We start from the raw sequence: 22,540 nt of genomic DNA on the forward strand, positions 1-22,540 counted from the left end.
CATGGAAAAACGTGAAATCGAAGGCTCGCCGGAGCGTGCAGCCGATCGCGGGAGGGGCGAAGATCTCGGCTTCCCGACCGGCGATGTCCGGCCCTCGCTTGGCGATCCTGATGTGGTCCGTGGCCTGGTGCAGGACTTCGGCCAGGCGGTCGTCGGCGTGCGCGCCGACTACAACGGCGGCAAGCTCACCGGCGAGCAGGCCCAGGACAGCATCAAGAAGCTGGCGCAGGCCTACGGCGACAAGTTCATGGGTCGCGACGCGCGCTTCGCGGCGCTGCCGTGGAACTCGCCCGAGCATCTGGGCCAGCGGATCAAGCATGCCGTGCCGGATACCGGCGACACCGACCCGGGCGCCGCGCTGTTCCTGGCGCTGGCGGCGTCCTTGATCGACGTTGCCATCCAGTACGAGAACCAGAAGCTGTCCGACCCTGCTGCCAAGGCGCACGTGCAGGACGCCATCTCCAGCGTGTCCACGCTGCTGCTGGGCACGCCATGACGGGTCCGATCCTGTTCGTGAAGGCCTACGTCCCGCCGCATCTGCGCGGCGGCCATCAGGTGAAGGGCTACCATCGCCGCGATCGCCCGGGGCACAGCCAGCCTGCCAAGGTGGTGCACCACACCGAGCTCGACCACCACGGCGAGCCGGTGAAGATCCACCAGCCGTCCACGCCCACGCCGCTCGCCGCTTTCGGCGATCCCAAGGCGGTGGCCACGGTCGTCCCTGGTGGTGAGGTTCCGGCGCAGCTCCACGGTGTGCTGTTCGAGCCGTGGGCCGACCACCCGACCACGGCCGAGGGCTGGGACTACGTCGACGGCGTCAACGACGACCTCGATGAGCCGCCCATCCACGCGCCGAAAGGCAAGGCAGTCGCTTCTGGCGTGGTGATCGAGGAACCCGACGGCCGCGTGTGGCTTGTAGCGCCGACCAACGGGTTCGGCGGCTACAAGGCTTCGTTCCCGAAGGGAAACGCGGAGCCGGAATTGTCGCTGCAGGCCAATGCGATCAAGGAAGCCTTCGAGGAAACCGGATTGAAGGTAGAGATCACGGGCCTTGTCGGGGACTTCGAGCGCACTACCTCCGTGGCGCGCCTGTATCTGGCCAAGCGGATCGGCGGCACGCCGGCGCGCATGGGCTGGGAATCCCAGGCTGTGCACTTGGCACCCAAGGACAAGCTGTACGGCCTGCTGAACATGGCGACCGACCACGGGCCCGCTGAGGCCATCGGCGCCGGCCCGAAGCCGCCGCCTCCGCCCAAGCCGCCCAGCCAGACGTATCCAAAAAACCACAAGTCCGGCATGTTATTTTAGGTGACAGAAGAAACCGAGCCGATTTAGACGACCCTTGCTCAAATTTGAGTATACTAAGACTTTCCATCCAGGGTCCTCAAAATGTGGTTCTGCCTAAACAACGGTTTCCTCTCGGTCGTCGCTCCTGCCGATAATCTTGAAGGTGAATTCTTGCTGGTTCGCGCTCGCCGGCAAGGTGATATTGAGCGTTATTTTCCCGGAGCCAAGGTCGAGCGTCGTCCGGAGCGCGATTACTTGTTCCGTGCGCTAGTCCCGCGCGAGGAAGTGGCGGCTGTGATCGCCGCCGAGATCGCGGGTATCAACTACAACAACTTCAAGAACTCGGTGTGCGACGACCGCCTGCACGGGGCCTACTCCCGTGTGTGGAGCACAATGGCTGCCTTGCAGCCCACGCCGCCTTACTCGGGCACCCGTGGCCGCCGCCGCCCCGCTCAATTGGCGTTCCCCAAGGGGACTGAATGAGTTCGAGATAGCGGGCACACGCGGTTCTTCGGACCGACATCGTGACCACACAATGGGGCCGATCCAATAGATTGGCCCCACTACCATGCAAAAGTGCATCCTGCTGTTCGGCGCGTGCGCCGCGATCGGCGAGCTGACCAAGTCCATGCCCGCCGGCGACAACCGCCCGCCGGCTCCCCCCGCCGAGCAGCCGGCCAAGCCTGACGGCGACCCGATTGACCGACACCACAAGCAGGCCGCTGCCGACTTTGCAGGGTGGGCTGAGCATCCTGAGCTTCCCGATCACGTGAAGCAGGCAGCGGCAGAGCAGCGGGACCGTCTGCTGGACGCTAAGACGCCGGAGCACAAGCGCAAGGCGCTCAAACATGTCCACATGGACCTGGTCGGGATGCACCAGGACGAGGACGTGCCGAGCCATGTCAGCAAGCAGATGCTCGATCGGATGCAGACCATCCACGTTGCCCTTAAATAAAGTTCTCTCACTTGCCGGGGCCAATCCAGTTGTGGCCCTGCCTGTTCCGGCGAGACTTTTCTATTGGGGTGCCGCCTGTCAACTTAGTTGTGCGCGGTAACAACCGCTTTGCGGGACAAAGCTGCCGCTCACTGAGCCTTTGTGGTTTTCCGCCAGATGCCAACGGCCGTGCTCATGACCAGAACCGCAGCCAGAGCGATCACACCAGCAAATGCTTGATCAAAGGCCGCGCGCGCCAACTCGATTAACTGCGCCGCCCTTGCCTCGTCGAGTGCGTCTGCCGCCAGGAGCGCCTCATCGAGGCTGTCGGCCACCGTGGCCGCCAGACCTGCGGGAACGCTTATGGCGCTGGTGTAGAGCGCTGACATCACACTGCCCAGGATCGCGATGCCGAACGCTCCACCGAGCTCAAAGGACACTTCTTCGATGGATGCTGCCATCCCGGCACGATCTTCGGGAGCAGATAGCATGATCACGCTGGATGCGGCTGTCATCGTGGCACCCACGCCAAATCCCATCACGGCCAGCATGGACAGCCAAAACCAGGCCGACCCGTGATAACTGAGCAAATATGCTACCAGTGCTACACTTGTCAGCGTCATGGCCGACGCCAGCACTCGCATTGCCCCAAGTCGCGGCAGCGCCAAGCCCGTCAGCGGTCCGGCGACAAAGGACGCGGCCGGGATTGGCAGGATCATCAGCCCGGCCTGTAGCGGTGACAGACCCAGCACCAACTGCAGCCGCTGGCTAAAGACCAGTTCCACGCCGATCAGGGCTGTAGACGCCACAAGTGCCGCCACCACACCAGACGTAAAGCGGGCGTTGCGAAACAGCGAGAAGTCGATCAGGGGGCTTGCGCTTGCTCGCTGACGGCGCACGAAGGCCGTCATGGCACCGATGCCGATGACGAGGATGACACCCGCATTCAGCCAGGACGGCTCGCGCTTGCTCGCCTCCTTGATCGCATAGACGATCCCCACCAGCCCGACCATGACCTGCACCGAGCCGATCAGATCAAAGGGATGGGCCTGAGCGGGCCGCTTGTTGCCCAGCACGAGTGCTCCAGCGAGCAGGGCGAGAAGGACGATAGGAATATTGATAAGGAAGACCGACCCCCACCAGAACCATCCGAGCAACAGCCCGCCTATGACCGGTCCCAGGGCAGCGCCACCCGAAGCAACAGCAGCCCAGATCCCGATGGCAAGCGCCCGCTCCTTCTCGTCGGTGAACGTTAGGCGGATCAGCGACAGGGTTGCGGGCATCATCATGGCTGCTCCGACCGCCAGCACGACCCGGGCAGCGACAAGCGCCGCAGGAACTGGAGAGAACGCCGCCCCCAGCGAACCTGCTCCGAAGACCACTAGACCAGCTAGGAACATGTGCTTGTGGCCGAAACGATCGCCCAAGCCGCCCAAGCCTGGCAGCAACCCGGCCACCACCAACGGATAGGCATTCACGATCCAAAGCTTCTCGGTCGCTGTGGCGGCGAGATCGTGGGTTAGCCGCGGCAGCGCTGTGTAGAGCACCGTCATGTCGATGACGATCAGGAAGAGGGCGCTCGACACGATGATCAGAACGAGCCAGCGGTTGTGGGAAGGCATACCATGCTCTTTGGAGTGGGTGAGCGCGCACTCGCATTAATGATGCGCTGCATATAAATACGTTCGTACCGTATTGGAAGGGTGGGAATGGCTGGACGACCCCGCAACATCGACCGTGACGTGCTGCTCGATGCGGCTGAAGCACTGGTGCTGAAGAGCGGTGCGGCAGCGCTGAGCTTTGAGGCTGTGGCGAAAGCGGCCGGTGTGACCAAGGGTGGGGTGCAATATGCCTTTGGGACGCGCGACAACCTCATCCGGGCCATGATCACGCGGTGGGGCGAGGCGTTCGACGCCGATGTAGCCGAACGAACGGGGCCGGACCCTTCGCCCCGTGCGCTGATCCGGGGGCACTTGGCGGCGACACGCGATGCGGACGAGGCGGATCATTCGCGATCGGCCGTAATGATGACGATGCTCCTGCAGCATCCCGATCAGCTGTCGGATACACGCGACTGGTATAACTCACGTCTTGCCGGTCTTGATCTGGCGAAGCCAGACGACCGTCAGGTGGCGTTAGCCTTTCTGGCCGGCGAAGGGGCCTTTTTGCTGAAGGCCTTCGGACTGATGGACCTGAGCGATACGCAGTGGAAGACGCTGTTTGAGGATATGCTTTCTGCCACAACATCAACTCCACCGGAGGCAGGGTTTCCTGAGCCTTGATCCTCGCGCCGGTGTCGTGACTGTCGCAACGGGCTCAAAGCGGCCTTTGCAGGCTGACTCCCAGATTGGGTCATACCACAGGAGATGTTATGCGCAACGCGGTTAGTCCCGGCAGGTGTTTTGCTCCTCTTCGGAGTCGGCACAAACGCTGCTTCATGATGGGGTCGGAAGGAGAGGCATCCCGTTCTTTTTTTTGTCGTGACCGCATCCTGTCGCCATGGGAAGTGAGATCAAGATCAGGCTGCCGGAGCCGCACAAAGCCCAGCAGAAAGCGCTGGCGCGGGCCGGGCGCTTCAACGTCGTCGCCATGGGTGAGCAGGGCGGCAAGACCACGCTCGGCATCGAGGCGCTGCTGGCCGGGTCCAAGGGCGCGCTGCGCGGCTTCCTCACGGCCTGGTTCGCCGAGACGGCGGCCGATCTGGTGGAGGTCAAGCGCCAGGTCCTGCGCACCGTTGAGCCGCTGATCAAGCGCCGGCCGAACGCGCGGCGCGTGGAGCTCACCACGGGCGGCCTGATCGACTTCTACGCCCTCGACGAGAACAAGCTCGAGACCTTCGAGCAGTACGGCACGGTCGTGCTCGACGACGTGGCTCGGGTCGACGGCCTGCTCGACCTGTGGGAGGACCTGGTCCTGCCGGCGCTGCGCCAGCATGGTGGCCAAGCTTGGCTGCTGTCGGTGCCCTTCGGCAAGAAGAACGCCTTCCACAAGCTCTACCAGATGGGCCGCGAGGATCCGGACTGGTCGTGCTGGCAGTTCAGCAGCTTCGCCAACCCGCACCTGCCGGCCGAGATGTCCGCCGAGGCTGAGAAGGTGACCGAGCCCGAGCGGCTCCAGCGGTTCGAGGCCGAGTTCCTCGAAGTGGCCATCGAGCTCACCGACGCGCAGCGCATCATCGGGCCCGAAGAGCGCTTCATCGACTGGTGCGAGCGGCTCGAGCAGGACGGCCTGAAGGTGGACGGCCACCCGTTCTCGCTGTCGGACCGCCCGGCCATGCGGTTCGTCTACGAGCTGATCCCGTCCACGATCGAGGAAGCCTACGAGCGCACCGACGTCATCATGAAGTGCACCCAGGTCGGCTTCACGGTCATGGAGATGCTGGCCATGATCTACCTGGCGCTGCGCTTCGCGCCGGCCAAGATCGGTATGTTCATGCCCTCGCAGATGCTGGCGTCCGGCAAGTCGAGCGAGCGGTTCATGCCGATCGTGAAGACCGTGCCCAGCGTCTACCGGATGATGACCGAGAAGAACGCCTCGGGCGGGCGCGGCGGCGAGGGCAACGTGCTGATCCGCAACCTGGGCCCGTCGCGGTTCCACTTCCTGTGGACCTCGGGCAAGACCGCCACCGAATCCTTCCCGATGGACGTCGTGTCCTTCGACGAGGTGCAGGAGATGGCGATCGCCGACATGGAGAAGACGCAGGAGCGTCTGTCGGCGTCGTTCCTGAAATACACCCTGATGGGCTCTACGGCCAACTGGCCGGATAGCGACATCCATTTCTGGTACAAGAAGGGCAAGCAGTACCAGTTCCACACGCTGTGCCCGCACTGCGGCACCCACCAGGTGCTCGACGAGCACTTCCCGCAGTGCATCGGCTACGACCCCGAGGCGCCCAAGCGCGTCACCCGCCGTGGCGAGCCGAACCTGCCCGGCGAGTACCGCTACCGCTGCCACGAGTGCCAGGGCTGGATCGACGACCCCCAGCAGGGCGAATGGCGCGCCAAGAACCCCGACGCCGAGATCCGCTCGATCCACTTCCCGCAGTTCCTGTCGCCGACTATCTCGCCGCGCAACATGATCGAGGCGTACCACAACGCCGACGACATGAAGAACTACTTCAACCGGAAGCTCGGCAAGCCGTACACCGACCCCAGCCAGGTCCCGGTCAACTTGGAGATGCTCAACACCTGCGCCGAGGAAGGCATGGCGCGCGGTCTGGTCTGGAAGACGCGCGCGCGCGGCACCTTCATGGGCATCGACCAGATGGGCAACTTCATTGTCGCGATCATCAAGGAGCGGCTGCCGGACGGCAAGCAGGCCGTCGTGCACATCGAGTACATCTTCATCAGCCCGACGAAGGATGACCCGGATGCGTCGCCGTGGCGGCGGTGCGACGAGCTCATGGTGCAGTACGGCGTGCAGTCGTGCGTCCTGGAGACGCTGCCCAACTATGACAGCGCCAAGAGCTTCGCGCGCCGGCACCACGGCAAGGTGTTCCTGGCGGGCTACGGCAACATGGATGGCGAGATGCTGGTCTGGGGCGACACCCCGACCAGCAACGCTTCGGATCGGCGGACCGCTGATGAGGCACTCGACCGCTACACCGTGCGCCTGGACCAGTACAAGTGCATGCAGGTGTCGATGGCGCGCTTCGCCAAGAAGCTCTGCCTGTTCCCGGATCCGGCGGGCCTGGTGCAGGACTACACCGAGAAGGGCGAGACCAAGCCGGTGCCGGTCTGCAAGGATGTGGCCTTCTTCCACTTCACCCGCACGGCGCTGATCGCCGAGAAGGACGAGGAAGAAAAGAAGTACAAGCGCCGCGTGGTGAAGGTCGGCATCGACCCGCACACCAGCTACGCCAACATGCTGTGCGACGTGGCGTGGGCGCGCGCGCACGGCACCGGCTTCTTCCTGATGCCGCAAATCGATGAGAAGCCTGTGCAGATCACGCGCGGCGCCGGATCGGCCGTGCTGGAGACCATGCCAAGCGCAGCGCGGCAGGTCCTGCAGCAGGATGACCTGTCGGGCGAGGTGTGCGGCCGCTGCACGGCGTTTGATGCCCAGCGCGGCTACTGCAACGAGCGCGTCGTGCTGGTGCGCCCGGGCGATCCCGGCTGCTTCCAGTTCGTGGCGAAGGACTGGTAGGTCAGGCGGCCGCCTGCTGGGCCTTGGCGCGCGACTTGCGGTAGTAGGTCGCGTCGGCGCGCTTGCGGTGGTAGCGCGCCATCTGGTCGGCCGACCTGCAGGTCCGGCACCAGCCATCCAGCTTGCCCTGCTTGTCACGCGGGGCGAAGTTGAACAGGTCGGCAGTCATTTCCTCGTCGCACTTGGGGCAGCGTTTCATCTTCATGCCACCACCCCGGCCTGGGCCCTGGCGATCTCGATGAGGCGCGGGTCGGCCTGGGTCAGCACGTCCAGCAGGAGGCGCTTTTCCTCCAGGTAGGTCACCGCGAACTTCGGGTCGTGCATGACGATGCTGCTGGTGTTGCTGATGAGGTCGGCGACCTTGATGGTCTGGACCCATGCCGGCGCACCAGACAGCCGCCGGCGCGAGGCCGCCTTGCGCTCGGCTCGATTGCCCTGCTCCAGGTCGGACAGCAGCAGCACGCCGGACAGCACGCGCAAACCGAACTTGTCGGCCAGGGTCTGGTCGGGCACGCCCTGGTCCTCGATGCAGTCGTGCAGCCAGGCCGTGGCGATCATGGCGTCGTGCAGATCACCGGGCGCCACCGTGGCGACGATGCCGGCCACCTCGGCCAAGTGATCGGTGTAGGGGTTGTTGGTGTACTTGCGGCGCTGGTCCTGGTGGACCTCGCGCGCGAACTGCATGGCTCGAAAGGCAAGGTTCATCATTTCTCCTTGGGCAGGGCTGGATGGCAATGATTGTGCCTCAAAATTGAGCAACATGCCGGATGCTTACAAATTAGTCTTCGGGCGTCGTGACCTTATGCTGTTGCCATGACCGATACTGCCCGCGCTGTAGCCGCAAACCCTGACGCGCCCGCCGATGAGCGGTTCGACGCGACTGCCGAACGGCAGCGCGAGTTCCTGCCGTCTTCCGTGCCCGACATGCTGCCGCTCGTGCAGTACGTGGCCGAGCAGTATGCGGAGCAGCAGGGGATGGAGAAGGCCCTCACCCGGGCCAAGGTGATCCCGTTCCCGTCGCGCGCCGCCGAGCAGAAGAAGGCCGGCATGCAGTCGGTCTTCCTCGACGACCGGCGCATCAACATCCAGGGCGAGTGGTTCGACCGGCAGTCGAACTTCTCGTTCGACGCCATGCGCAACATGGTCGTCCAGACGCCGGTGCTGGCCTCGGTGATCAAGACCCGCCAGCGCCAGGTCAAGCGCTTCTGCCGGGTATCCGAGAACGGCAAGGGCCCGGGCTTCCAGATCAAGCTGAAGGACCCCAACGGCAAGGTCGGCAAGACCCAGCAGGATGAGATGCTGGCGCTGAGCGGCTTCTTCACCAACTGCGGCTGGGAGAGCAACCCGCGCCGCCGCATGCGCCTGCGCCGCGACAACTTCTCGAACTTCATGGCCAAGCTGGTCGAGGACAGCCTGATCATGGATTCGGCCGCCATCGAGACCGAGTACAAGCGCAACCGCGAGCTCGGCATGGATGGCATGTACGCCGTCGACGGCGCAACGATCCGGCTGTGCAGCGAGCAGGGCTACCAGGGCGATGATGAGCTGTTCGCGCTTCAGGTCATCGATGGGCAGATCCGGGCCGCCTACACCTACGACGACCTGATCTATGTGCCGCGCAACCCGTCCACCAGCGTGCTGGCGGGCGGCTACGGACAGTCGGAGACCGAGCTGCTGATCCGCACGGTGACCGGCTTTTTGAACGCCTTCACCTACAACACCCGTTACTTCGATTCGAACTCGATCCCGAAGGGCCTGCTGCACCTGCACGGCGACTACTCGCAGGAAGACCTGGCGGCCTTCAAGCGCATCTGGAACGGCATGGTGCGCGGCATCAACAATGCCTGGGCGCTGCCCGTCATGGTCTCGAAGAACAGTGAGTCCAAGGCCAGCTTCGAGAGCTTCAACAACGACGTCAGCGACGTGTTATTTGGCAAGTGGATGACCTTTTTGACTGCGATTATCTGCGCAGTCTACGGGATGTCACCCGACGAGATCAACATCGAGAGCTTCAGCACGGGCGCTTCGACTTTGTCGGGCAGCGACACCGAGGAAAAGCTCATCAGCTCGAAGGACAAGGGCCTGCGCCCGCTGCTGGCGCACTTCGAGGACCTGTTCTCGGACTACGTCGTGTCGGACTTCGGCGACCAGTACGTGTTCCGCTGGACCGGCCTGGATGACGAGGACCCCAAGACCGCCTGGGACAAGTTCGTGTCCACCGCCACAGTCAACGAGGCGCGCAAGGCCCAGGGCCAGGACCCGGTCAAGGAGACGTGGGGGGATGCACCGCTGAACCCGGTGCTGGTGCCGGTGTGGCAGGCGGAGAACCAGGCCAACAGCGAGGACTTCGGCGACCCCGACGAGGATACCCCGCCGGGCGGCGAGTTCGGCGGCAGCGATGCCGACGGCGACCCGAAGGGCGACGACCAGGCGGACCAGCAACAGGATGACGCCGCCGAGCCCGCCGATGACGGGCCGGACCTCGCCAAGTCGTTCGGCCTGCCGGTGTTCCGGATCGAGGTATGAACGAGAAGCCGATGCCCACCGGGCAGCACCCCAAGCGCGCCGGCGTGCACCGTGGCGACGAGGTCTACTACGACCACCCGCGCGGCGCGCGCTCGGGCACCGTCCTGGCCCACGGCGAGCACGGCTGCACGATCCAGTGCGGCAAGCAGCGCCACAAGGTGAAGTGGGACCGAATCCTCGGCCACAAGAAGCGCTCCGAGCAGCACTACGCCGTGGTCGAGGATGGCGAGGACGGCATGGTGGTGGCCGACAAGGCCGGCCGCCGTCGCTTCATCGGCACCGTGCCTGATCAGACGCCGGAGCGGGTAATTGTGAAGTCGTTCATGGCCGACAGAAAATAGTAGTGGTTGCTCTATTTTGAATAATACTGTGCTACTATCCGTTTCGCGGTGTAGCGCAGTTGGCAGCGCGCCGGGTTCATACCCCGGAAGTCGAGGGTTCAAGTCCTTCCACCGCAACCAATTCCCCTGTTCGTCGCTTTGCTGCAGTTGGCCCGGGCCGGGTTGGGGCAGCAAGGTGACAACCAACGCCTCCCCCGTGAGCGCATAGACCCGGAAACCGGCGAGCGCAGGCGCAGCGCAATCCGCATAAGTTGTCGCCCAGAACCCCGCTTCGGCGGGGTTTTATTTTGGTTCCAGGAATTTTGCGACGATTTGTAATTTATTGAGCGATGATCGACGCTTATCGCGAATTCGACGCAACAATATGTGCGGCAATTTTGCCATTCATCTCCAAGGACTATTATGTCTCTCGTCAGCGAGCCGTTCAACGGCTCTGGTATTGGCAGTGAAGTCGTCGGCATCCAGGGGAACATCACGGTGTGGAACGGAAAGCGGGTCGGTTTCCGCTACCGCGCCCGCCATGACGGCGCCCTGAAGTCGGTGTCCGTCCACGTGAAGGGCGAGATCGTGGCGGGCGTCACCCCCACGACGTCCTCGTCCGGTGCAACCTATGGCTATGGAACGCGCGGCAACCTGCGCGCCCGTGTTTACGCCGACAACGGCAGCGGCTCGCCGGATCTGAGCAACGAAGTGGCGCGCTCGGCGAACAAGACCGGCCTGCCCTCGGACAACACGGTTCTGACCTTCGACCTGTTTACCCCGGGATCCGGCACTACCGGCCTCGGCACCGGCCGCTTCACCCAGGTCGCCGGACAGCGGTACCACGTGCTGTTCGAGAACGACGCCGCCAACAACCACCTTAATTTCTCGTCCGTGAACTACGCGCACTGCCGCCACGGCCCGCGCATGGTCACGCCCCGTCAGCCCTGGAGCCCATACTTCGACGACGAAATCTCCTGGACCTTCATGCCTGGCGACACGCCGGCCGAAAGCCCACGCCACCAGCCCAGCTTCCAACTGGAGGTCGAGGTCTCCAACCCGGTGGTGCATTGGGGGCCGATCAACATGTTGACCCACACGAACCTGGAGCAGGCGACGGGCAGCGCCATCGGCGGGATCTACCAGATCAACGCCGCCAACGGCCTGATGCTGCGCCAGAAGTTCGCGGTGCCCAAGGACATGTCAATCAGCAAAGTTCGCATCATGCCCGCCTGGTTCGGTCCGTCGAACGGTACCGGCAACCTGCTGGTCAGGCTGAAGAACTCGTCCGGCACGGTGCTCGCCACCGCCACCTACACGCCGGCCGACGGTATGTGCGTTGGCAGCACCTACAAGAACCCGTGGAGCGACTCCACGGCCATGCCCGACCCGCTCCAGTTCGTGGACAAGAGCTTCAGCTCGACGGTCAACCTGTTGGCGTCGGCCTCCCACTACTTCCTGGAGTTCTCCCAGGCGTCGGGCGGCAACATCACGTGGTTCAATGCGGTCCACGAGGATGCGGCCGAGAAGGGCTACTTCGACGGCCGGACCGATCCGGCTCCGGAAAGCTGGGCGCCCACGCCAGCTCTGGCGGCTGTCGCCCAGGCCGAGTGGTCGAAGGACGGCGGCTCGACCTGGCAGGTCTGCTCGATCTGGAACGCCTCGACCTCCAACGCCAACGAGGTACGGGCGCGCATCCTCCCTTAAAAAGGGAGCCAGGGCGAAAAATTACCTTTACGTAATGATTTGCCCAGGTTAGGACGCATGTGTGTCCGGGCGGCTTCTTCTTGGTGCTCTCGCCCGGACACCTCTCAGACCCTGACCTGTGTGTGTTCGTTTTCCATAGTTGTGCCTTGCGATCGTCACTTCGATGGCGATCGCGTTGTTTCAGCTTTCCTCATCTCGACTTCCATTCTCGCGCCGCTCAGCCATCCCCCCAAGCTGAGCGGCGTTTTTTTGTCGTGACGCCACCATGGCTTTGCCAACAACAGCCATGTGCGGGCGCCCAGCCGGCGGTGGCGCGTAACACCGGCAGCAGGCCATGCGGCAGCCTCCGGGCGCATCCTCCCCGCAGGGGCCTGCCGGCAGCGGCCCGGCGTTTCATCGTCGGGCCGCCGTCGTGATTGCATGCTCTGTCCATGGGCATCTTCCTCGACCTCATTCACCTGTCGCCGGAGCAGACCGATCGCGCGATCGGCTACATCCTCAAGGCTGTGCACGACCATGATGGCGATGGCGACGAGCCGCACGAGTCGCCGTTCATCCGCCGCCTGATCCAGCTTTTCATGGAGCGTGGCTTGCAGCGCATCGACGCCGTCCAGTCCGAGCTGTCGAAGTGGCAGGCCGGCAAGTACCTCGCCAAGGGCGCTGAGGTGCCGCTCAAGCCGCCGGGCGCCATGGTTCGCTGGAGCGAAGCTGAGCTCGACCTCGTGCGCATCTACCTGCGCGCGCTGCCGCCCGAGGCCTGGACCCTGGCCGACCACATGATGCTCGTGGACTTCCTATTCCAGCGCTACCTGCCGGTCGACGACCTGCGCACCGAGGCCGAATGGATGGCCACGCGCTCGTCGCTGATGGGCAAGGTGCAGGCCAACTTCGACCGCGAGCCATCGCTCAAGCAGGCCGACGTCATCCTGGCGGCGCTGCCCAACACGGCAGCCCAGGCCGCCGAGCAGTTCCTGCTGTCGCCCATGCAGCAGGCCGTGCTCGAGATCGGCCAGGCCAAGGCCGCCGAGTACGTGACGCGCTTCTCCGACGAGGCGCGCGCCAGGCTGCGGTCGGTCATCATGAAGGACGCCGAGCAGAAGATGCTGTCCGTGCGCGGCGTGCCGGACTCGGCGCTCCAGACCAAGCTGCTCGACACCTTCGCCACGATGAACCGCGACTGGCAGCGCATCGCCGTCACCGAGGCCGGCAACAACGCGCTGGTGGGCTTCATTGCCAGCCTGAAGCCCGGCACCAAGGTGCGCCGCGTCGAGCGCTACGTGAACGTCTGCCCGAACTGCCGGCGCATCGACGGCAAGGTCATGACCGTGGTGGACCCGGCCGACCCGAACAAGAATCCCGACACCGACATCTGGGTCGGCAAGGACAACTTCGGCCGCTCGGCCTCGCCGAAGAAGCGCGTGGGCGACGAGCTCGTGGACCGCACGCCCGATGAGATGTGGTGGATCCCGGCCGGCCTGATGCACCCGAACTGCCGGGGCCGCTGGGTGCTGGCCGAGCCCGACGCCCACCCCGGCGATGACCCCGAGTTCGCCGCCTGGCTGCGCGAGCTGCTCGATCCCAACAAGGAGACGGCGTGATCCTGTTCCTGAAGGCGCACCACGGCGCCATGGCGGCCGGCTGGACGCCGCCCACGCAGGCCCAGGCCGACGCCGGCAACTACCTAAAGCCGCGCATCCGCTGGAACGGGTTGGAGATCGCCATCGAGAACCCGGCCGGCTCCACCCGATCCGGGCAGGACCGCAACGGGAACCGCTGGTCGATCACCGTGGCGCACCCCTACGGCTACGTCGTGGGCAGCATGGGCGTCGATGGCGACCCCGTGGACGTTTATGTCGGGCCGGATGCGGCGGCGCCGATGGTCTACGTGATCCATCAGCGCCGCGTAGGAGATTGGGTGGCCTACGACGAGGACAAGTGCATGATCGGTTTCGGCAGCGAGGATGAGGCGCGCCACGCCTTCCTGCAGCACTACAATGATCCACGCTTCCTCGGGCCGATCACGGCCATGCCGGTCGATGAGTTCGTCGCCAAGGTGCGCGCCACGCGCGAGCGGCCGGCGATGATCAAGGCCGTCATCTGCTGACCTGGCGGCGGTACTGGCCCGGTGTGCAGCCCAGGACGTGCCGGAAGGCGTCGTTCATGTGGCTTTGGCTGGCGAAGCCGCTCGCAAAGGCGACGTCGGCGAAGGACCGCATCTTGCCGTCCCGGATCAGGCCCTGGGCCCGGAGAACGCGCCGCTCAATGATAAACCGGCGCGGGGGAATGCCCACGACATGCTTGAAGGATCGGGCGAAATGGTAGGGGCTCAAATGGGCCACGCCTGCCAGCTCGGCGATCATCATGGGCTCGGCGAGATTCGCCTCGATGTACTCCACCACGCGGTGGATCCGATCGTGAAGCGGTCGGTCGTCGCTTGGTGGCGGCCGATCCACGTACCAGCCACCGGTCCTGGTCACCAGTGCGTTTGTCAGGTGATCAACCAGCACCTTGTCGTCATCGGCGTGGCTGGCGAGCATCACCGCCCGCGTCAGGTGCGCGGCCAGCGGGTCGTCCACGTTGAGCATCTCCCGCACATCGGGAGGGCGCGGCCTGCAAAATGTCTTCCGGTATATCTCGTCCGGAATGCCTAACTCGACAAAGCGAACGTCCTCCTGTGAGCCTGCCTCGACATCGAACCGCATCCCGGCGGGGATGAAGGTGGCCTTGCCGGCCTGGTAGGTGACGGGTTGCGGCGGCCCTTCGATGCCAATCTTGCCATCGAAATCCACCAGCGGGAGGAATAGTTTGTTGTGGTGCGGGTACTGGAAGGTGCCAGTACGGGTCTTCACGCGATGTATCGCCACGAGTCCATTGTGGAACACCACGGACCTTGGCCCTCGAGTAGGCACCGAAACCTCCTTCGGGTTACGTAACCCGCAGATCACCTGCGTGGTTTCGCTCTTGGTTACGGCCTAACTATTTGATAAGTATACGAAAATCCGATTCTGTAACCGTGAAACCAATTTTTCGGGAAACAAAGATGTATAGACGTTGTGCGCGCGGGTGTGCGCGTGTGCGTGCGCATGCGCGCACGATGCGCATGATGTATATCTATAAATAATAATAAACTGGTTACATGGTTATATTTATATATAACATCATGATTTAATTGAGATTTCCGCGTAACTAAAAACGCAACCTGACCGCAACCGTCCGGTTGCAGTAACCGGGGGTGGGGCTGGCCGCGTCGTGACCGCTGGATCGACGTTAGAATCCCAGCATGAAAATGCTGCATATCGTCCCTCGAAGCGTCGCGAAGGCGCGCGGCTATCGCCTCTACTGCACTGGTGAGGCTTGCTTGCGAGGGCACCTGTGCGAGCGATTCACCGTGAACAAGCGATGCGTCTTCTGCAAATGGGATGCCGATAAGGAACGGGCAGCCAGACCTGAGCAGAAGACAGCGCGCCGCGCCTACGACCGGGAGCGCTGGGAGAAGGACCGGGATGCGCTGCAAGCCAAGAATCTTGACTACTATGCAGCCAACAAAGACCGGGTGAACGCCCAGAAGCGAGCCTATTGGGCAGACAATTCCGACAGAATGAAGGTGGCGCGCACGCGGTGGTCGGCCAATAACAGGCACGTTATCCAGGAACTGAATCGCCGCCGCAAGGAGCGCATCGCACTCGCCACGCCACCATGGGCAGATCGGGAACAGACCCGGGAAGTGTATCGGCGCGCGAACGAGCTGACGGCCCTCACTGGCGTCCAGCATCACGTCGACCATATCGTTCCGCTTACGGGCGAGAACGTGTGCGGTCTGCACGTTCACTGGAACCTTCAGCCGCTCCCTGCCGCCGACAACATCGCAAAGTCCAATAGGCTGCTGGAGCATCCAGATCGTCGTGACCGCACCATGCCTGAATGCGACACCGCCACCACATCCATGACCTGCTAAAGGCCCAGGCGCTCGGCCCTGGAGAAAGATGGATAACCGTTACGCCGCCCGGCCACGAGAAGGGCAGCCCGGTGCTGATCCGGGAGAACCCGGACGGGTCGGCGCACATCATCGGCGGGGCAGGCGGCAAGCTCACCGGCCTGCGCATCCACCCGTCCAAGCCTGGCGAGACCGCTTCGGACGCCGCCAGGCGCCGCCAGGAGGCCCGCCGCAAGGCCAAGGCCGACCGCGTGGCCCAGGACAAGGCTAGCGGCCTGCACGAGGCCAAGCAGGAGGCCAAGAAAGGCCTGCGCGAGCAGCGCCTGACGGCCGAGAAGGAGTTCATCGAGACCGTCGCCAAGGCGAAGGGCTGGGACCCGGCCACGCTGGCGTTCGATCCGTCCAAGTACACCGACCTCACGCCGCAGGCGCAAAAAACCCTGGAGGGCCGTCACCACCGCGAGATGCTGGCGGCGGCACACGCTGCAGCGCGCGAGGCCGGCGACCAGGCGCGCCTGGACCATCTCGGCCGGGCTGATGAGGTCGGCGAGATCCCGCTCGAATCCCAAGACCCCGGCGTGCTGTCGGTGGCGGACATCGACCCGATGAAGCAGACCGACGGCGGCCTGGGGTTTGCCGCCGACTACGGCAAGCGCGCCGCCGAGGCCGGACTGTCGAAGGAAGCGCTGGACGCCGAGCTAGCCCAAGCCAAGGAGGCGAAGCTCGCCGCGATGACGCCTGAGCAGCGCGCCCAGGCGCTGGCGCGCGGCGAGGCCAAGGCCGTGCTCGCGCAGGAGCTCGACGCGCTGCGCGACACGCCGCTGTTCGACCCGAAGGGTGCCGAGAAGCAGGCCGACATGAAGGCGTCGCTGGACATCCTCAAGGCCCGCAAGAAGCTCCAGCTCATGCAAAAGCAGGCGGCGGCCGCCGGGCAGGAGATCGACGAAAGCACCGCGCTGCCCAAGGCCTACGCGCTCGAGGCGGCCGACGACGCCACCGTGGACGAGGCCGTGCGCGCCGACATCGAGAACGACCTGCGCACGGCCGCCGCGCGCTCATTCCTGTCGGAGATCGACCAGCACGACCGCAACGCGCTGGGCCGGCATATCGGCGTCGGCGCCTTCAACGCGATCAACTCGCTGTCGCTGACCGTGGCCGGCGAGGGCGTCATGGATCGCTCGGTGGTCGACGTGCTGGGCGTGGCCGGCGCCGCGCAGGTCATGGCGCGCCGGCTGCGCGCGGGTCTATCGCCGGAGGCCTTCGAGCAGACCCGATCCGCCCTGGAAGACTTCCACGCCGACACCTATGCCAAGGCCACGGCCGAGGCGCTGACGCAGGCCAAGGGCTGGCACGAGATCGCCGCCGGCATCGAGCTGCCCGAGACGGTCGAGACCGGCGCCGACATGCAGCACGCCCAGGACCTGAACGCCAAGCGGCGCGACGCGATCGGCGAGGCCCGGCGCATCCTCGGCACCGTGCTGGGCGAGACCGAGGCCAACGCCGCGCTGATCGCGGCCATGCAGGCGCCGGACCGGGACAAGCTCGAGATCCCCATGGGCAGGATGCAGGAGGGCGCCGTGATCACCCAGGCGGCAGCGCTGGGGCTGAAGAAGGGCGACTATGCTGTCGAGCGCGTCGGACCCGAGCTGATCCTCACCGTCAATGCTGCCGGGCAGGAGCGCCTGGCCAAGCCGATCGAGCGCGAGGACCTGGCGCAGCTCAAGCGCAGCCAGGCCATCATCAGCGGCGCCGCCGACGAGGATGGCTGGCTGCCGCTGGGCTTCGCCTCGCGCCCCGACCTGGCGACCGACGCGAAGCCCGGCGTGGCTGCCCGGCTGGCGCGCCCGTTCGACCCGTCGGGCGGCGACCTGCAGGAGGCGCTGCGCGACTATATCGGTGGCCGCATGGCCGATGGCGACGCGCCGGCCGACATCCTGGCCGACGTCCTGTCGGCGGACATGATCAAGAAGGCGGGCGACGCCAAGGCGTACCAGGCCGCCGTCGATGCCGTGGCGCCGCTCAAGGACAGCAAGGGCAAGGCGCTGACCGCCGACGCCATGGCGCCGGCCTTCGACAGTTATGCGGATGCCTTCGTCGAGAAGGCCTACGGCGGCGAGCGCTCGACGCTGAACCGCCAGAACTTCGCCATGGACCAGGTGTCCACCGAGGCGCTGCACCGCGCACTTTCCGACCATCCGGACGGCGTGGCCGCCTACAAGCAGGTCGGCGAGCTCACGCCCCAGGACCAGCGGGCGCTGCGCGACTACTTCGCCAAGAACGTGGCGCGCGAATCAGCCGAGACCGCCACGCTGCGCGCGCGGGTCGAGGAACTGGACGCGGCCGAGCCCGAGCGCACCACCACCGACATGTTCGGGGACACCGTCACCAACCCGGCCTGGTCGCAGTGGAAGACCGACCGCGACGACGCGGCGGCCGCCTACAACAACTCGTCCCTGTCCTGGGGCAAGTACGTGAAGTCGATGCGCGGCACCGCGCGCGCCTACGAATCGATCCAGGACGTGATCCGCTCGGAGGTGACCAGCCGGTTCGCCGAGCACTACAACCGGCTGCGCCCCGACGCCGCGCTGAAGGTCGGCCGGGCCAGCATCCGCAACAACCTGGCGCACCTGGACACCGTGGACCCGGCGGCGCGCGCCGCGCGCGCGGCCAAGGAGGCGGCGCTGCGCGACAGCCTGCGCGAGCGCGTCGGCGGCAAGTATGCGAGCGGCTCGGTGCTGGACAAGCTGGACGCCGCCCACGAGCAGCAGGCCGCCTTTGAGCAGGCCCAGATGAGCTTCTTCTCGTCGGATGATGGCCCGGCGGCAGAAGATGCCCCGCTGCGGCCCCTGGCGGCCGACGAGCGCCACACGATCGGGCACGCCGCCGAGAACCAGATCGCGAAGATGATGAGCGTGGTGGGCCAGAACTTCAAACCGGGCGAGCCGGTCAAGCTCTGGAACCCGTCGATGTCGGGCAAGTACGCCCCGCAGCAGCGCGCCATCAAGCTGCTGGAGGCCAACAAGCGGCTGGGCGGCGCGTTGGGCGCAGGATCCGGCAAGACCGCGATCATGCTGGGCGGCTTCTCGCACCTGCACAGCAAGGGCAAGGTCAAGCGCGCCCTGATGCTGGTGCCGTCGATCGTGCAGGGCCAGTTCGCCGGCGAGGCGCTGCGCTACCTCCAGCCGGGCAAGTACAAGTGGCACATCCAGCCCGGCGCCTCGCGCGACGAGCGGATCGCCGCCTACAAGGACCCGGAGACTCACTTCGCCGTCATGACGCACCAGTCCTTCCGCGACGATGCGATCCACCTGGGCGCCAAGCACGCCGGCATCGACGAGGCCACGATGGCCGATCGAGTCGCCTCGATGAGCCCCGATGCCCGTAAGGAGTGGATGCGCGGCGTCATGGAGAAGGAGGGCATCAACTTCGACATGACCATGGTCGACGAGGCTCACGAGACCGTGAACCGGGCCGGCAAGGAGAACTCGTCGCTGGCCAACGTGACCGATGCTCTGTCGGACAACACGCCCTACTACGGCTATTTCTCGGGCGACCCCATCAAGAACGACGCCTCGGAAATCCACTCGGTGCTCTCGAAGCTGGACCGCAAGCGCTACGGCGATCGCGCGACCTTCATGCGCAAGTACGGCGCCGACACCCTGGGGTCCAAGGAGGCGCTGCGCCGCGAGATGAGCCGCTACGTGTTCCCCAACCGGATCAGCTCTGGCGTGAACGCGGAGCGGCAGACCGTGCAGGTCGAGCTCACCGGCGGGCAGAAGCAGGCGCTGGCCGAGCTCGACAAGCACTTCTCCGCCGCGCGCCTGGCGCGCATGCGCGGCAAGGTCGACGTGGGCGCGGTCAAGGCGATCTCGCCCGGCTCGTTCGAGGGCGTGCCGGAGGACCAGCACCAGGCGCTGGCCGAGAAGCTCCAGAAGTCGATCGGCATCCTGAAGAACGCGGCCACCCGCCGGGTCATCAACTCGCACCCGGACAACGCCAAGATCGACGAGATGGTCAAGCAGGTGCAGGCCCGGCCGGACAAGCAGGGCGTGGTGTTCGCCCACGCGCGCGCCGACATCGAGGCGATCAAGGCCCGGCTCGAGGCCGCCGGCAAGCGGGTGGTGACCATCACCGGCGCCGACAGCGCCGCCGAGAAGGACCGCAAGCGCAAGCTGTTCAACCCGGAGAAGGGCGAGGCCCAGGCCGACATCCTGCTGGCGTCCGACGCCGGCGCGGTGGGCATGAACCTCCAGTCCGGCCGCTACCTGATCCAGCACGACGTTCCGGATACCGCCAAGACCCACGGACAGCGCAACGCGCGGATCGACCGGCTGGGCCAGAAGAACGACGTCGAGCTGATCGACCTCGTGGCCAACCACCGGGAAGAACACCGCGCGCGCGACCGGCTGTCGAAGAAATACGCCCTGCGGGACCTGATGACCTCGCCGATGGAAGGCCTCGATGACACGGGGCTTGCTTGGTACATCAAGCAGAAGCAGCTCGCTGAGGCGGGACAAATGTAAAAAAATGAGCAATAATAGGCCCATGAATACCCTGCGCAAATTCTCCCTTGCCGTCCTGACCGTCGCGGTGCTGGCGCTCATGCTGGCACCGGTCGCTGCATTTTCGGCTGATGCCGGCGCCTGCTATTCGATCGCCGACCCGGACCGGCGCGCCTTCTGCCTTGCCAAGGCCCACCAGGACCCGGGCCGCTGCTACGCGATCAAGGACCAGGCGCTGCGCGCCGAGTGCCTGTCGGAAACCCGATGATGAGCACGGACGACCTGCGCGGCCAGCTCGCCGACCTGGCCGGTCTCCAGGCCAAGACCGACGCGGCCGAGCGCCAGATCCTGTCCAGCGCACAGCAGCGCCTGGGCACGGTGAATGCCATGCTGAGGCTGGCCGAGCCCGGTGCGCGCCGGGGCGACCCGGACGCCGAGGCGCAGTATCAGGCGCTGGTGCTGGAGCGCGGCGAGCTGAACATCGTGATCGCCAAGGCCCGCCAAGCCCTGGCGTAGCTGCCGCGCATCGCCCTGCAAAGGCCGCCTCCGGCGGCTTTTTTTGCTTTTCGGTGCGCGCATGAGCGGGTCGTGACGGCACCATTCGTGGCATGCGTTCAGACGAACAACTGCTCGGGCAAGTCCCCGACTACATCAGCTTCGAGTCCATGCTGAAGGCCACCCCGGCCGAGGAAGCAGGGGAGCGCTTCATCTATCTGGAGGCCTCGCGGGAGGAACGCGACCAACAGAACGAGATCGTGCTGCAAAAGGCGCTGGGCGATTCGGCCGACCACTTCATCAAGTTCGGCAACATCGACATCGATCACAAGACCATCCCGGCGGTGGCCCGCCGGCTTGGCATCTCCGATCCGGAGATGTGGGAAGTCGGCGCGCCCATCGAGGTCAAGTTCCGCGACGGCGCCACCTTCGTCAAAGCCAAGCTGTACAGCGGTGACACGCCGCTGGCTGGGCGCGCCAACATGGTGTGGGACAGCATGACCCGGCTGAACCCGCCCAAGCGCTGGTATCCGAGCGTCGGCGGATCGGTCCTGGAGAAGGCCATCCGCACCGACCCGGCCACCAAGGAGCGCGTGGCCGTCGTGTCCAAGGTCCGCTGGACCAACCTCGCCATCAGCCAGCAGCCGGTGAACCAGCACGTCGGCGGCATCTCCACGGTGCCGTTCGGCGCCCTGGCGAAGTCCTGGGTGGGTGGCGAGCTGATTATCTCGAAGGCGTTGGAGGCCGGCTACGGCTCCGACGTCTCGCAACTGGCGGGTGGCTCTGCCATGCGCATCCAATCTCTGGATGGCGTGCCGCAGAGCTACACCGAGTTCCGCGACAGGTTTGCCAAGAAGTTCCTCGAAGGTGTGCCCGGCATGGGCAAGAGCACCGGAGAAATGGCGGCCTATTGTGGGCGTGAATTTGGCCTTTCGTCCGACGAGGCGGCTGAATGGGTTTCGCGCTTTCTGCGCGATCTGAAAACTGGACTTAGGAGCAAACCATGAGCATGCAAGAGCTTCTGGCGACGCTGAAGACGATTGAAGCTGGCGAAACCGCTCAGCTTGCGAAGTCGCAGGCCGCCGCCGAGGACCCCGCTACCACCCCGGCGCCGGCCACCCCCGCCGCCGATCCCGACGCCGACCCCAATGCGGATCCGGATGCGGACCCGGACGCCGATCCCGACACGGATCCCGACGCCGACCCCGAGGTGCTGGGCAAGTCGTTCAGCTTCACGCTGGAAGACGGCACGGTCATCGAGGCCCAGGACGGCACCGAGCTGGTCAAGTCGCTGATCGGCCAGGTCTCGGCGCTCAAGACGGCCAACCAGACCCTCGAAAGCGAAGCGTCCGAAGCCATCGGTGGCGCCCTCAACCTGATCAAGTCGCAGGGCGCGCGCCTGGAGAAGGCCGAGGCGCTGATCAAGTCGCAGGCCGAGCAGATTGCCAAGCTGGGTGGCGCCGGCCGTGGCCGCATCTCGACCGTGAGCGTCGCCGACAAGGTGCCCGCGAGCACGCTGGCGAAGTCGGCGCGTGCTGAAGAAGACGGCCTGACGCCGCGCGAAGTCCTCGCGAAGTGCCAGACCGCCCTCCAGGCCGGCAAGATCACCGGCATGGATGCCGTCCGCATCGAAACCTCGATCAACCAGGGCATCGCACCGCCGGCGGATGTGCTGGCCAAGATCGCCTAA

The 22,540-nt window shown here is 65.2% G+C and carries 21 protein-coding genes and 1 tRNA gene; 18 read left to right on the plus strand and 4 right to left on the minus strand.

Going from position 1 to position 22,540, the window contains the following annotated elements; translation table 11 throughout:
* Position 1: 1 nt before the first annotated feature.
* The 4 genes from HLA95_RS06140 to HLA95_RS06155 all read left to right on the plus strand — a co-directional run bounded on the left by HLA95_RS06140 (position 2) and on the right by HLA95_RS06155 (position 2,242).
* A complete protein-coding gene (locus HLA95_RS06140; protein WP_191057706.1) occupies positions 2 to 496 on the plus strand; it encodes a hypothetical protein in 495 nt (164 codons plus the stop codon).
* On the plus strand, positions 493 to 1,308 hold the full coding sequence (locus tag HLA95_RS06145; RefSeq protein WP_191057705.1) for an NUDIX hydrolase: 816 nt from the start codon (positions 493 to 495) through the stop codon (positions 1,306 to 1,308). The genes HLA95_RS06140 and HLA95_RS06145 overlap by 4 nt, the downstream gene beginning before the upstream one ends.
* Before the next feature lie 81 nt (positions 1,309 to 1,389).
* Positions 1,390 to 1,770, plus strand: coding sequence for a hypothetical protein (locus tag HLA95_RS06150; protein WP_191057704.1), 381 nt, complete (start codon positions 1,390 to 1,392; stop codon positions 1,768 to 1,770).
* Between the two features lie 85 nt (positions 1,771 to 1,855).
* Positions 1,856 to 2,242: a hypothetical protein gene (locus HLA95_RS06155; RefSeq protein ID WP_191057703.1), complete on the plus strand. Its 387-nt coding sequence runs from the start codon at positions 1,856 to 1,858 to the stop codon at positions 2,240 to 2,242.
* Positions 2,243 to 2,370: 128 nt separating this feature from the next.
* Here HLA95_RS06155 and HLA95_RS06160 read toward each other — a convergent pair whose 3' ends face one another.
* Complete coding sequence (locus HLA95_RS06160; RefSeq protein WP_191057702.1) at positions 2,371 to 3,843, minus strand: MFS transporter; 1,473 nt, start codon at positions 3,841 to 3,843, stop codon at positions 2,371 to 2,373.
* An 87-nt stretch (positions 3,844 to 3,930) separates the two neighbouring features.
* Here HLA95_RS06160 and HLA95_RS06165 point away from each other — a divergent pair, with 87 nt between their 5' ends.
* Positions 3,931 to 4,503, plus strand: coding sequence for a TetR/AcrR family transcriptional regulator (locus HLA95_RS06165; RefSeq protein WP_191057701.1), 573 nt, complete (start codon positions 3,931 to 3,933; stop codon positions 4,501 to 4,503).
* 217 nt (positions 4,504 to 4,720) lie between these two features.
* Complete coding sequence (locus HLA95_RS06170; protein ID WP_191057700.1) at positions 4,721 to 7,366, plus strand: phage terminase large subunit family protein; 2,646 nt, start codon at positions 4,721 to 4,723, stop codon at positions 7,364 to 7,366.
* Position 7,367: 1 nt separating this feature from the next.
* Here the strand turns inward: HLA95_RS06170 and HLA95_RS06175 are convergent, their stop codons facing one another.
* Both HLA95_RS06175 and HLA95_RS06180 read right to left on the minus strand, forming a co-directional pair.
* Positions 7,368 to 7,571, minus strand: a complete 204-nt coding sequence (locus HLA95_RS06175; RefSeq protein ID WP_191057699.1) for a hypothetical protein — start codon at positions 7,569 to 7,571, stop codon at positions 7,368 to 7,370.
* A complete protein-coding gene (locus tag HLA95_RS06180) occupies positions 7,568 to 8,071 on the minus strand; it encodes an HD domain-containing protein (protein WP_191057698.1) in 504 nt (167 codons plus the stop codon). The genes HLA95_RS06175 and HLA95_RS06180 overlap by 4 nt, the downstream gene beginning before the upstream one ends.
* A 108-nt stretch (positions 8,072 to 8,179) precedes the next feature.
* Between HLA95_RS06180 and HLA95_RS06185 the strand changes: the two genes are divergently transcribed.
* The 6 genes from HLA95_RS06185 (at position 8,180) to HLA95_RS06210 (ending at position 14,023) form a co-directional block, all read left to right on the plus strand.
* Positions 8,180 to 9,892: a phage portal protein gene (locus tag HLA95_RS06185; RefSeq protein WP_191057697.1), complete on the plus strand. Its 1,713-nt coding sequence runs from the start codon at positions 8,180 to 8,182 to the stop codon at positions 9,890 to 9,892.
* Entirely contained in the window at positions 9,889 to 10,233 is a 345-nt protein-coding gene (locus HLA95_RS06190; protein WP_191057696.1) for a hypothetical protein, read from the plus strand. Before HLA95_RS06185 ends, HLA95_RS06190 begins: the two co-directional genes overlap by 4 nt.
* Positions 10,234 to 10,277: 44 nt before the next feature.
* Positions 10,278 to 10,353 (plus strand) — tRNA-Met (locus tag HLA95_RS06195).
* A 282-nt stretch (positions 10,354 to 10,635) separates the two neighbouring features.
* Entirely contained in the window at positions 10,636 to 11,919 is a 1,284-nt protein-coding gene (locus HLA95_RS06200) for a hypothetical protein (RefSeq protein ID WP_191057695.1), read from the plus strand.
* A gap of 431 nt (positions 11,920 to 12,350) precedes the next feature.
* Positions 12,351 to 13,517, plus strand: coding sequence for a hypothetical protein (locus HLA95_RS06205; RefSeq protein WP_191057694.1), 1,167 nt, complete (start codon positions 12,351 to 12,353; stop codon positions 13,515 to 13,517).
* Complete coding sequence (locus HLA95_RS06210) at positions 13,514 to 14,023, plus strand: pyrophosphatase-like OB fold-containing protein (protein WP_191057693.1); 510 nt, start codon at positions 13,514 to 13,516, stop codon at positions 14,021 to 14,023. Before HLA95_RS06205 ends, HLA95_RS06210 begins: the two co-directional genes overlap by 4 nt.
* On the opposite strand, the gene HLA95_RS28900 is transcribed toward HLA95_RS06210, so the two are convergent.
* Positions 14,013 to 14,768, minus strand: a complete 756-nt coding sequence (locus tag HLA95_RS28900) for a helix-turn-helix domain-containing protein (RefSeq protein ID WP_191057692.1) — start codon at positions 14,766 to 14,768, stop codon at positions 14,013 to 14,015. The genes HLA95_RS06210 and HLA95_RS28900 overlap by 11 nt on opposite strands.
* A 431-nt stretch (positions 14,769 to 15,199) precedes the next feature.
* On the opposite strand from HLA95_RS28900, the gene HLA95_RS06220 reads away from it, so the two are divergent.
* The 6 genes from HLA95_RS06220 to HLA95_RS06245 all read left to right on the plus strand — a co-directional run bounded on the left by HLA95_RS06220 (position 15,200) and on the right by HLA95_RS06245 (position 22,540).
* A complete protein-coding gene (locus HLA95_RS06220) occupies positions 15,200 to 15,874 on the plus strand; it encodes a hypothetical protein (RefSeq protein ID WP_191057691.1) in 675 nt (224 codons plus the stop codon).
* A gap of 71 nt (positions 15,875 to 15,945) precedes the next feature.
* A complete protein-coding gene (locus HLA95_RS06225) occupies positions 15,946 to 20,376 on the plus strand; it encodes a helicase-related protein (protein WP_222182781.1) in 4,431 nt (1,476 codons plus the stop codon).
* A 22-nt stretch (positions 20,377 to 20,398) separates the two neighbouring features.
* Positions 20,399 to 20,623, plus strand: coding sequence for a hypothetical protein (locus tag HLA95_RS06230; protein WP_191058330.1), 225 nt, complete (start codon positions 20,399 to 20,401; stop codon positions 20,621 to 20,623).
* On the plus strand, positions 20,623 to 20,871 hold the full coding sequence (locus tag HLA95_RS06235) for a hypothetical protein (RefSeq protein ID WP_191058329.1): 249 nt from the start codon (positions 20,623 to 20,625) through the stop codon (positions 20,869 to 20,871). Before HLA95_RS06230 ends, HLA95_RS06235 begins: the two co-directional genes overlap by 1 nt.
* Before the next feature lie 92 nt (positions 20,872 to 20,963).
* Positions 20,964 to 21,857: a hypothetical protein gene (locus tag HLA95_RS06240; protein ID WP_191058328.1), complete on the plus strand. Its 894-nt coding sequence runs from the start codon at positions 20,964 to 20,966 to the stop codon at positions 21,855 to 21,857.
* On the plus strand, positions 21,854 to 22,540 hold the full coding sequence (locus tag HLA95_RS06245; protein WP_191058327.1) for a hypothetical protein: 687 nt from the start codon (positions 21,854 to 21,856) through the stop codon (positions 22,538 to 22,540). The genes HLA95_RS06240 and HLA95_RS06245 overlap by 4 nt, the downstream gene beginning before the upstream one ends.

It is taken from the genome of Geminicoccus harenae (genome assembly GCF_019800005.1).
Taxonomy (GTDB): Bacteria; Pseudomonadota; Alphaproteobacteria; order Geminicoccales; family Geminicoccaceae; genus Geminicoccus; species Geminicoccus harenae.

Coding starts and splice junctions, on each gene's coding strand:
- HLA95_RS06140 (WP_191057706.1), top strand. CDS start 2: ATGGAAAAACGTGAAATCGAAGGCTCGCCGGAGCGTGCAGCCGATCGC.
- HLA95_RS06145 (WP_191057705.1), top strand. CDS start 493: ATGACGGGTCCGATCCTGTTCGTGAAGGCCTACGTCCCGCCGCATCTG.
- HLA95_RS06150 (WP_191057704.1), top strand. CDS start 1,390: ATGTGGTTCTGCCTAAACAACGGTTTCCTCTCGGTCGTCGCTCCTGCC.
- HLA95_RS06155 (WP_191057703.1), top strand. CDS start 1,856: ATGCAAAAGTGCATCCTGCTGTTCGGCGCGTGCGCCGCGATCGGCGAG.
- HLA95_RS06160 (WP_191057702.1), bottom strand. CDS start 3,843: ATGCCTTCCCACAACCGCTGGCTCGTTCTGATCATCGTGTCGAGCGCC.
- HLA95_RS06165 (WP_191057701.1), top strand. CDS start 3,931: ATGGCTGGACGACCCCGCAACATCGACCGTGACGTGCTGCTCGATGCG.
- HLA95_RS06170 (WP_191057700.1), top strand. CDS start 4,721: ATGGGAAGTGAGATCAAGATCAGGCTGCCGGAGCCGCACAAAGCCCAG.
- HLA95_RS06175 (WP_191057699.1), bottom strand. CDS start 7,571: ATGAAGATGAAACGCTGCCCCAAGTGCGACGAGGAAATGACTGCCGAC.
- HLA95_RS06180 (WP_191057698.1), bottom strand. CDS start 8,071: ATGAACCTTGCCTTTCGAGCCATGCAGTTCGCGCGCGAGGTCCACCAG.
- HLA95_RS06185 (WP_191057697.1), top strand. CDS start 8,180: ATGACCGATACTGCCCGCGCTGTAGCCGCAAACCCTGACGCGCCCGCC.
- HLA95_RS06190 (WP_191057696.1), top strand. CDS start 9,889: ATGAACGAGAAGCCGATGCCCACCGGGCAGCACCCCAAGCGCGCCGGC.
- HLA95_RS06200 (WP_191057695.1), top strand. CDS start 10,636: ATGTCTCTCGTCAGCGAGCCGTTCAACGGCTCTGGTATTGGCAGTGAA.
- HLA95_RS06205 (WP_191057694.1), top strand. CDS start 12,351: ATGGGCATCTTCCTCGACCTCATTCACCTGTCGCCGGAGCAGACCGAT.
- HLA95_RS06220 (WP_191057691.1), top strand. CDS start 15,200: ATGAAAATGCTGCATATCGTCCCTCGAAGCGTCGCGAAGGCGCGCGGC.
- HLA95_RS06230 (WP_191058330.1), top strand. CDS start 20,399: ATGAATACCCTGCGCAAATTCTCCCTTGCCGTCCTGACCGTCGCGGTG.
- HLA95_RS06235 (WP_191058329.1), top strand. CDS start 20,623: ATGAGCACGGACGACCTGCGCGGCCAGCTCGCCGACCTGGCCGGTCTC.
- HLA95_RS06240 (WP_191058328.1), top strand. CDS start 20,964: ATGCGTTCAGACGAACAACTGCTCGGGCAAGTCCCCGACTACATCAGC.
- HLA95_RS06245 (WP_191058327.1), top strand. CDS start 21,854: ATGAGCATGCAAGAGCTTCTGGCGACGCTGAAGACGATTGAAGCTGGC.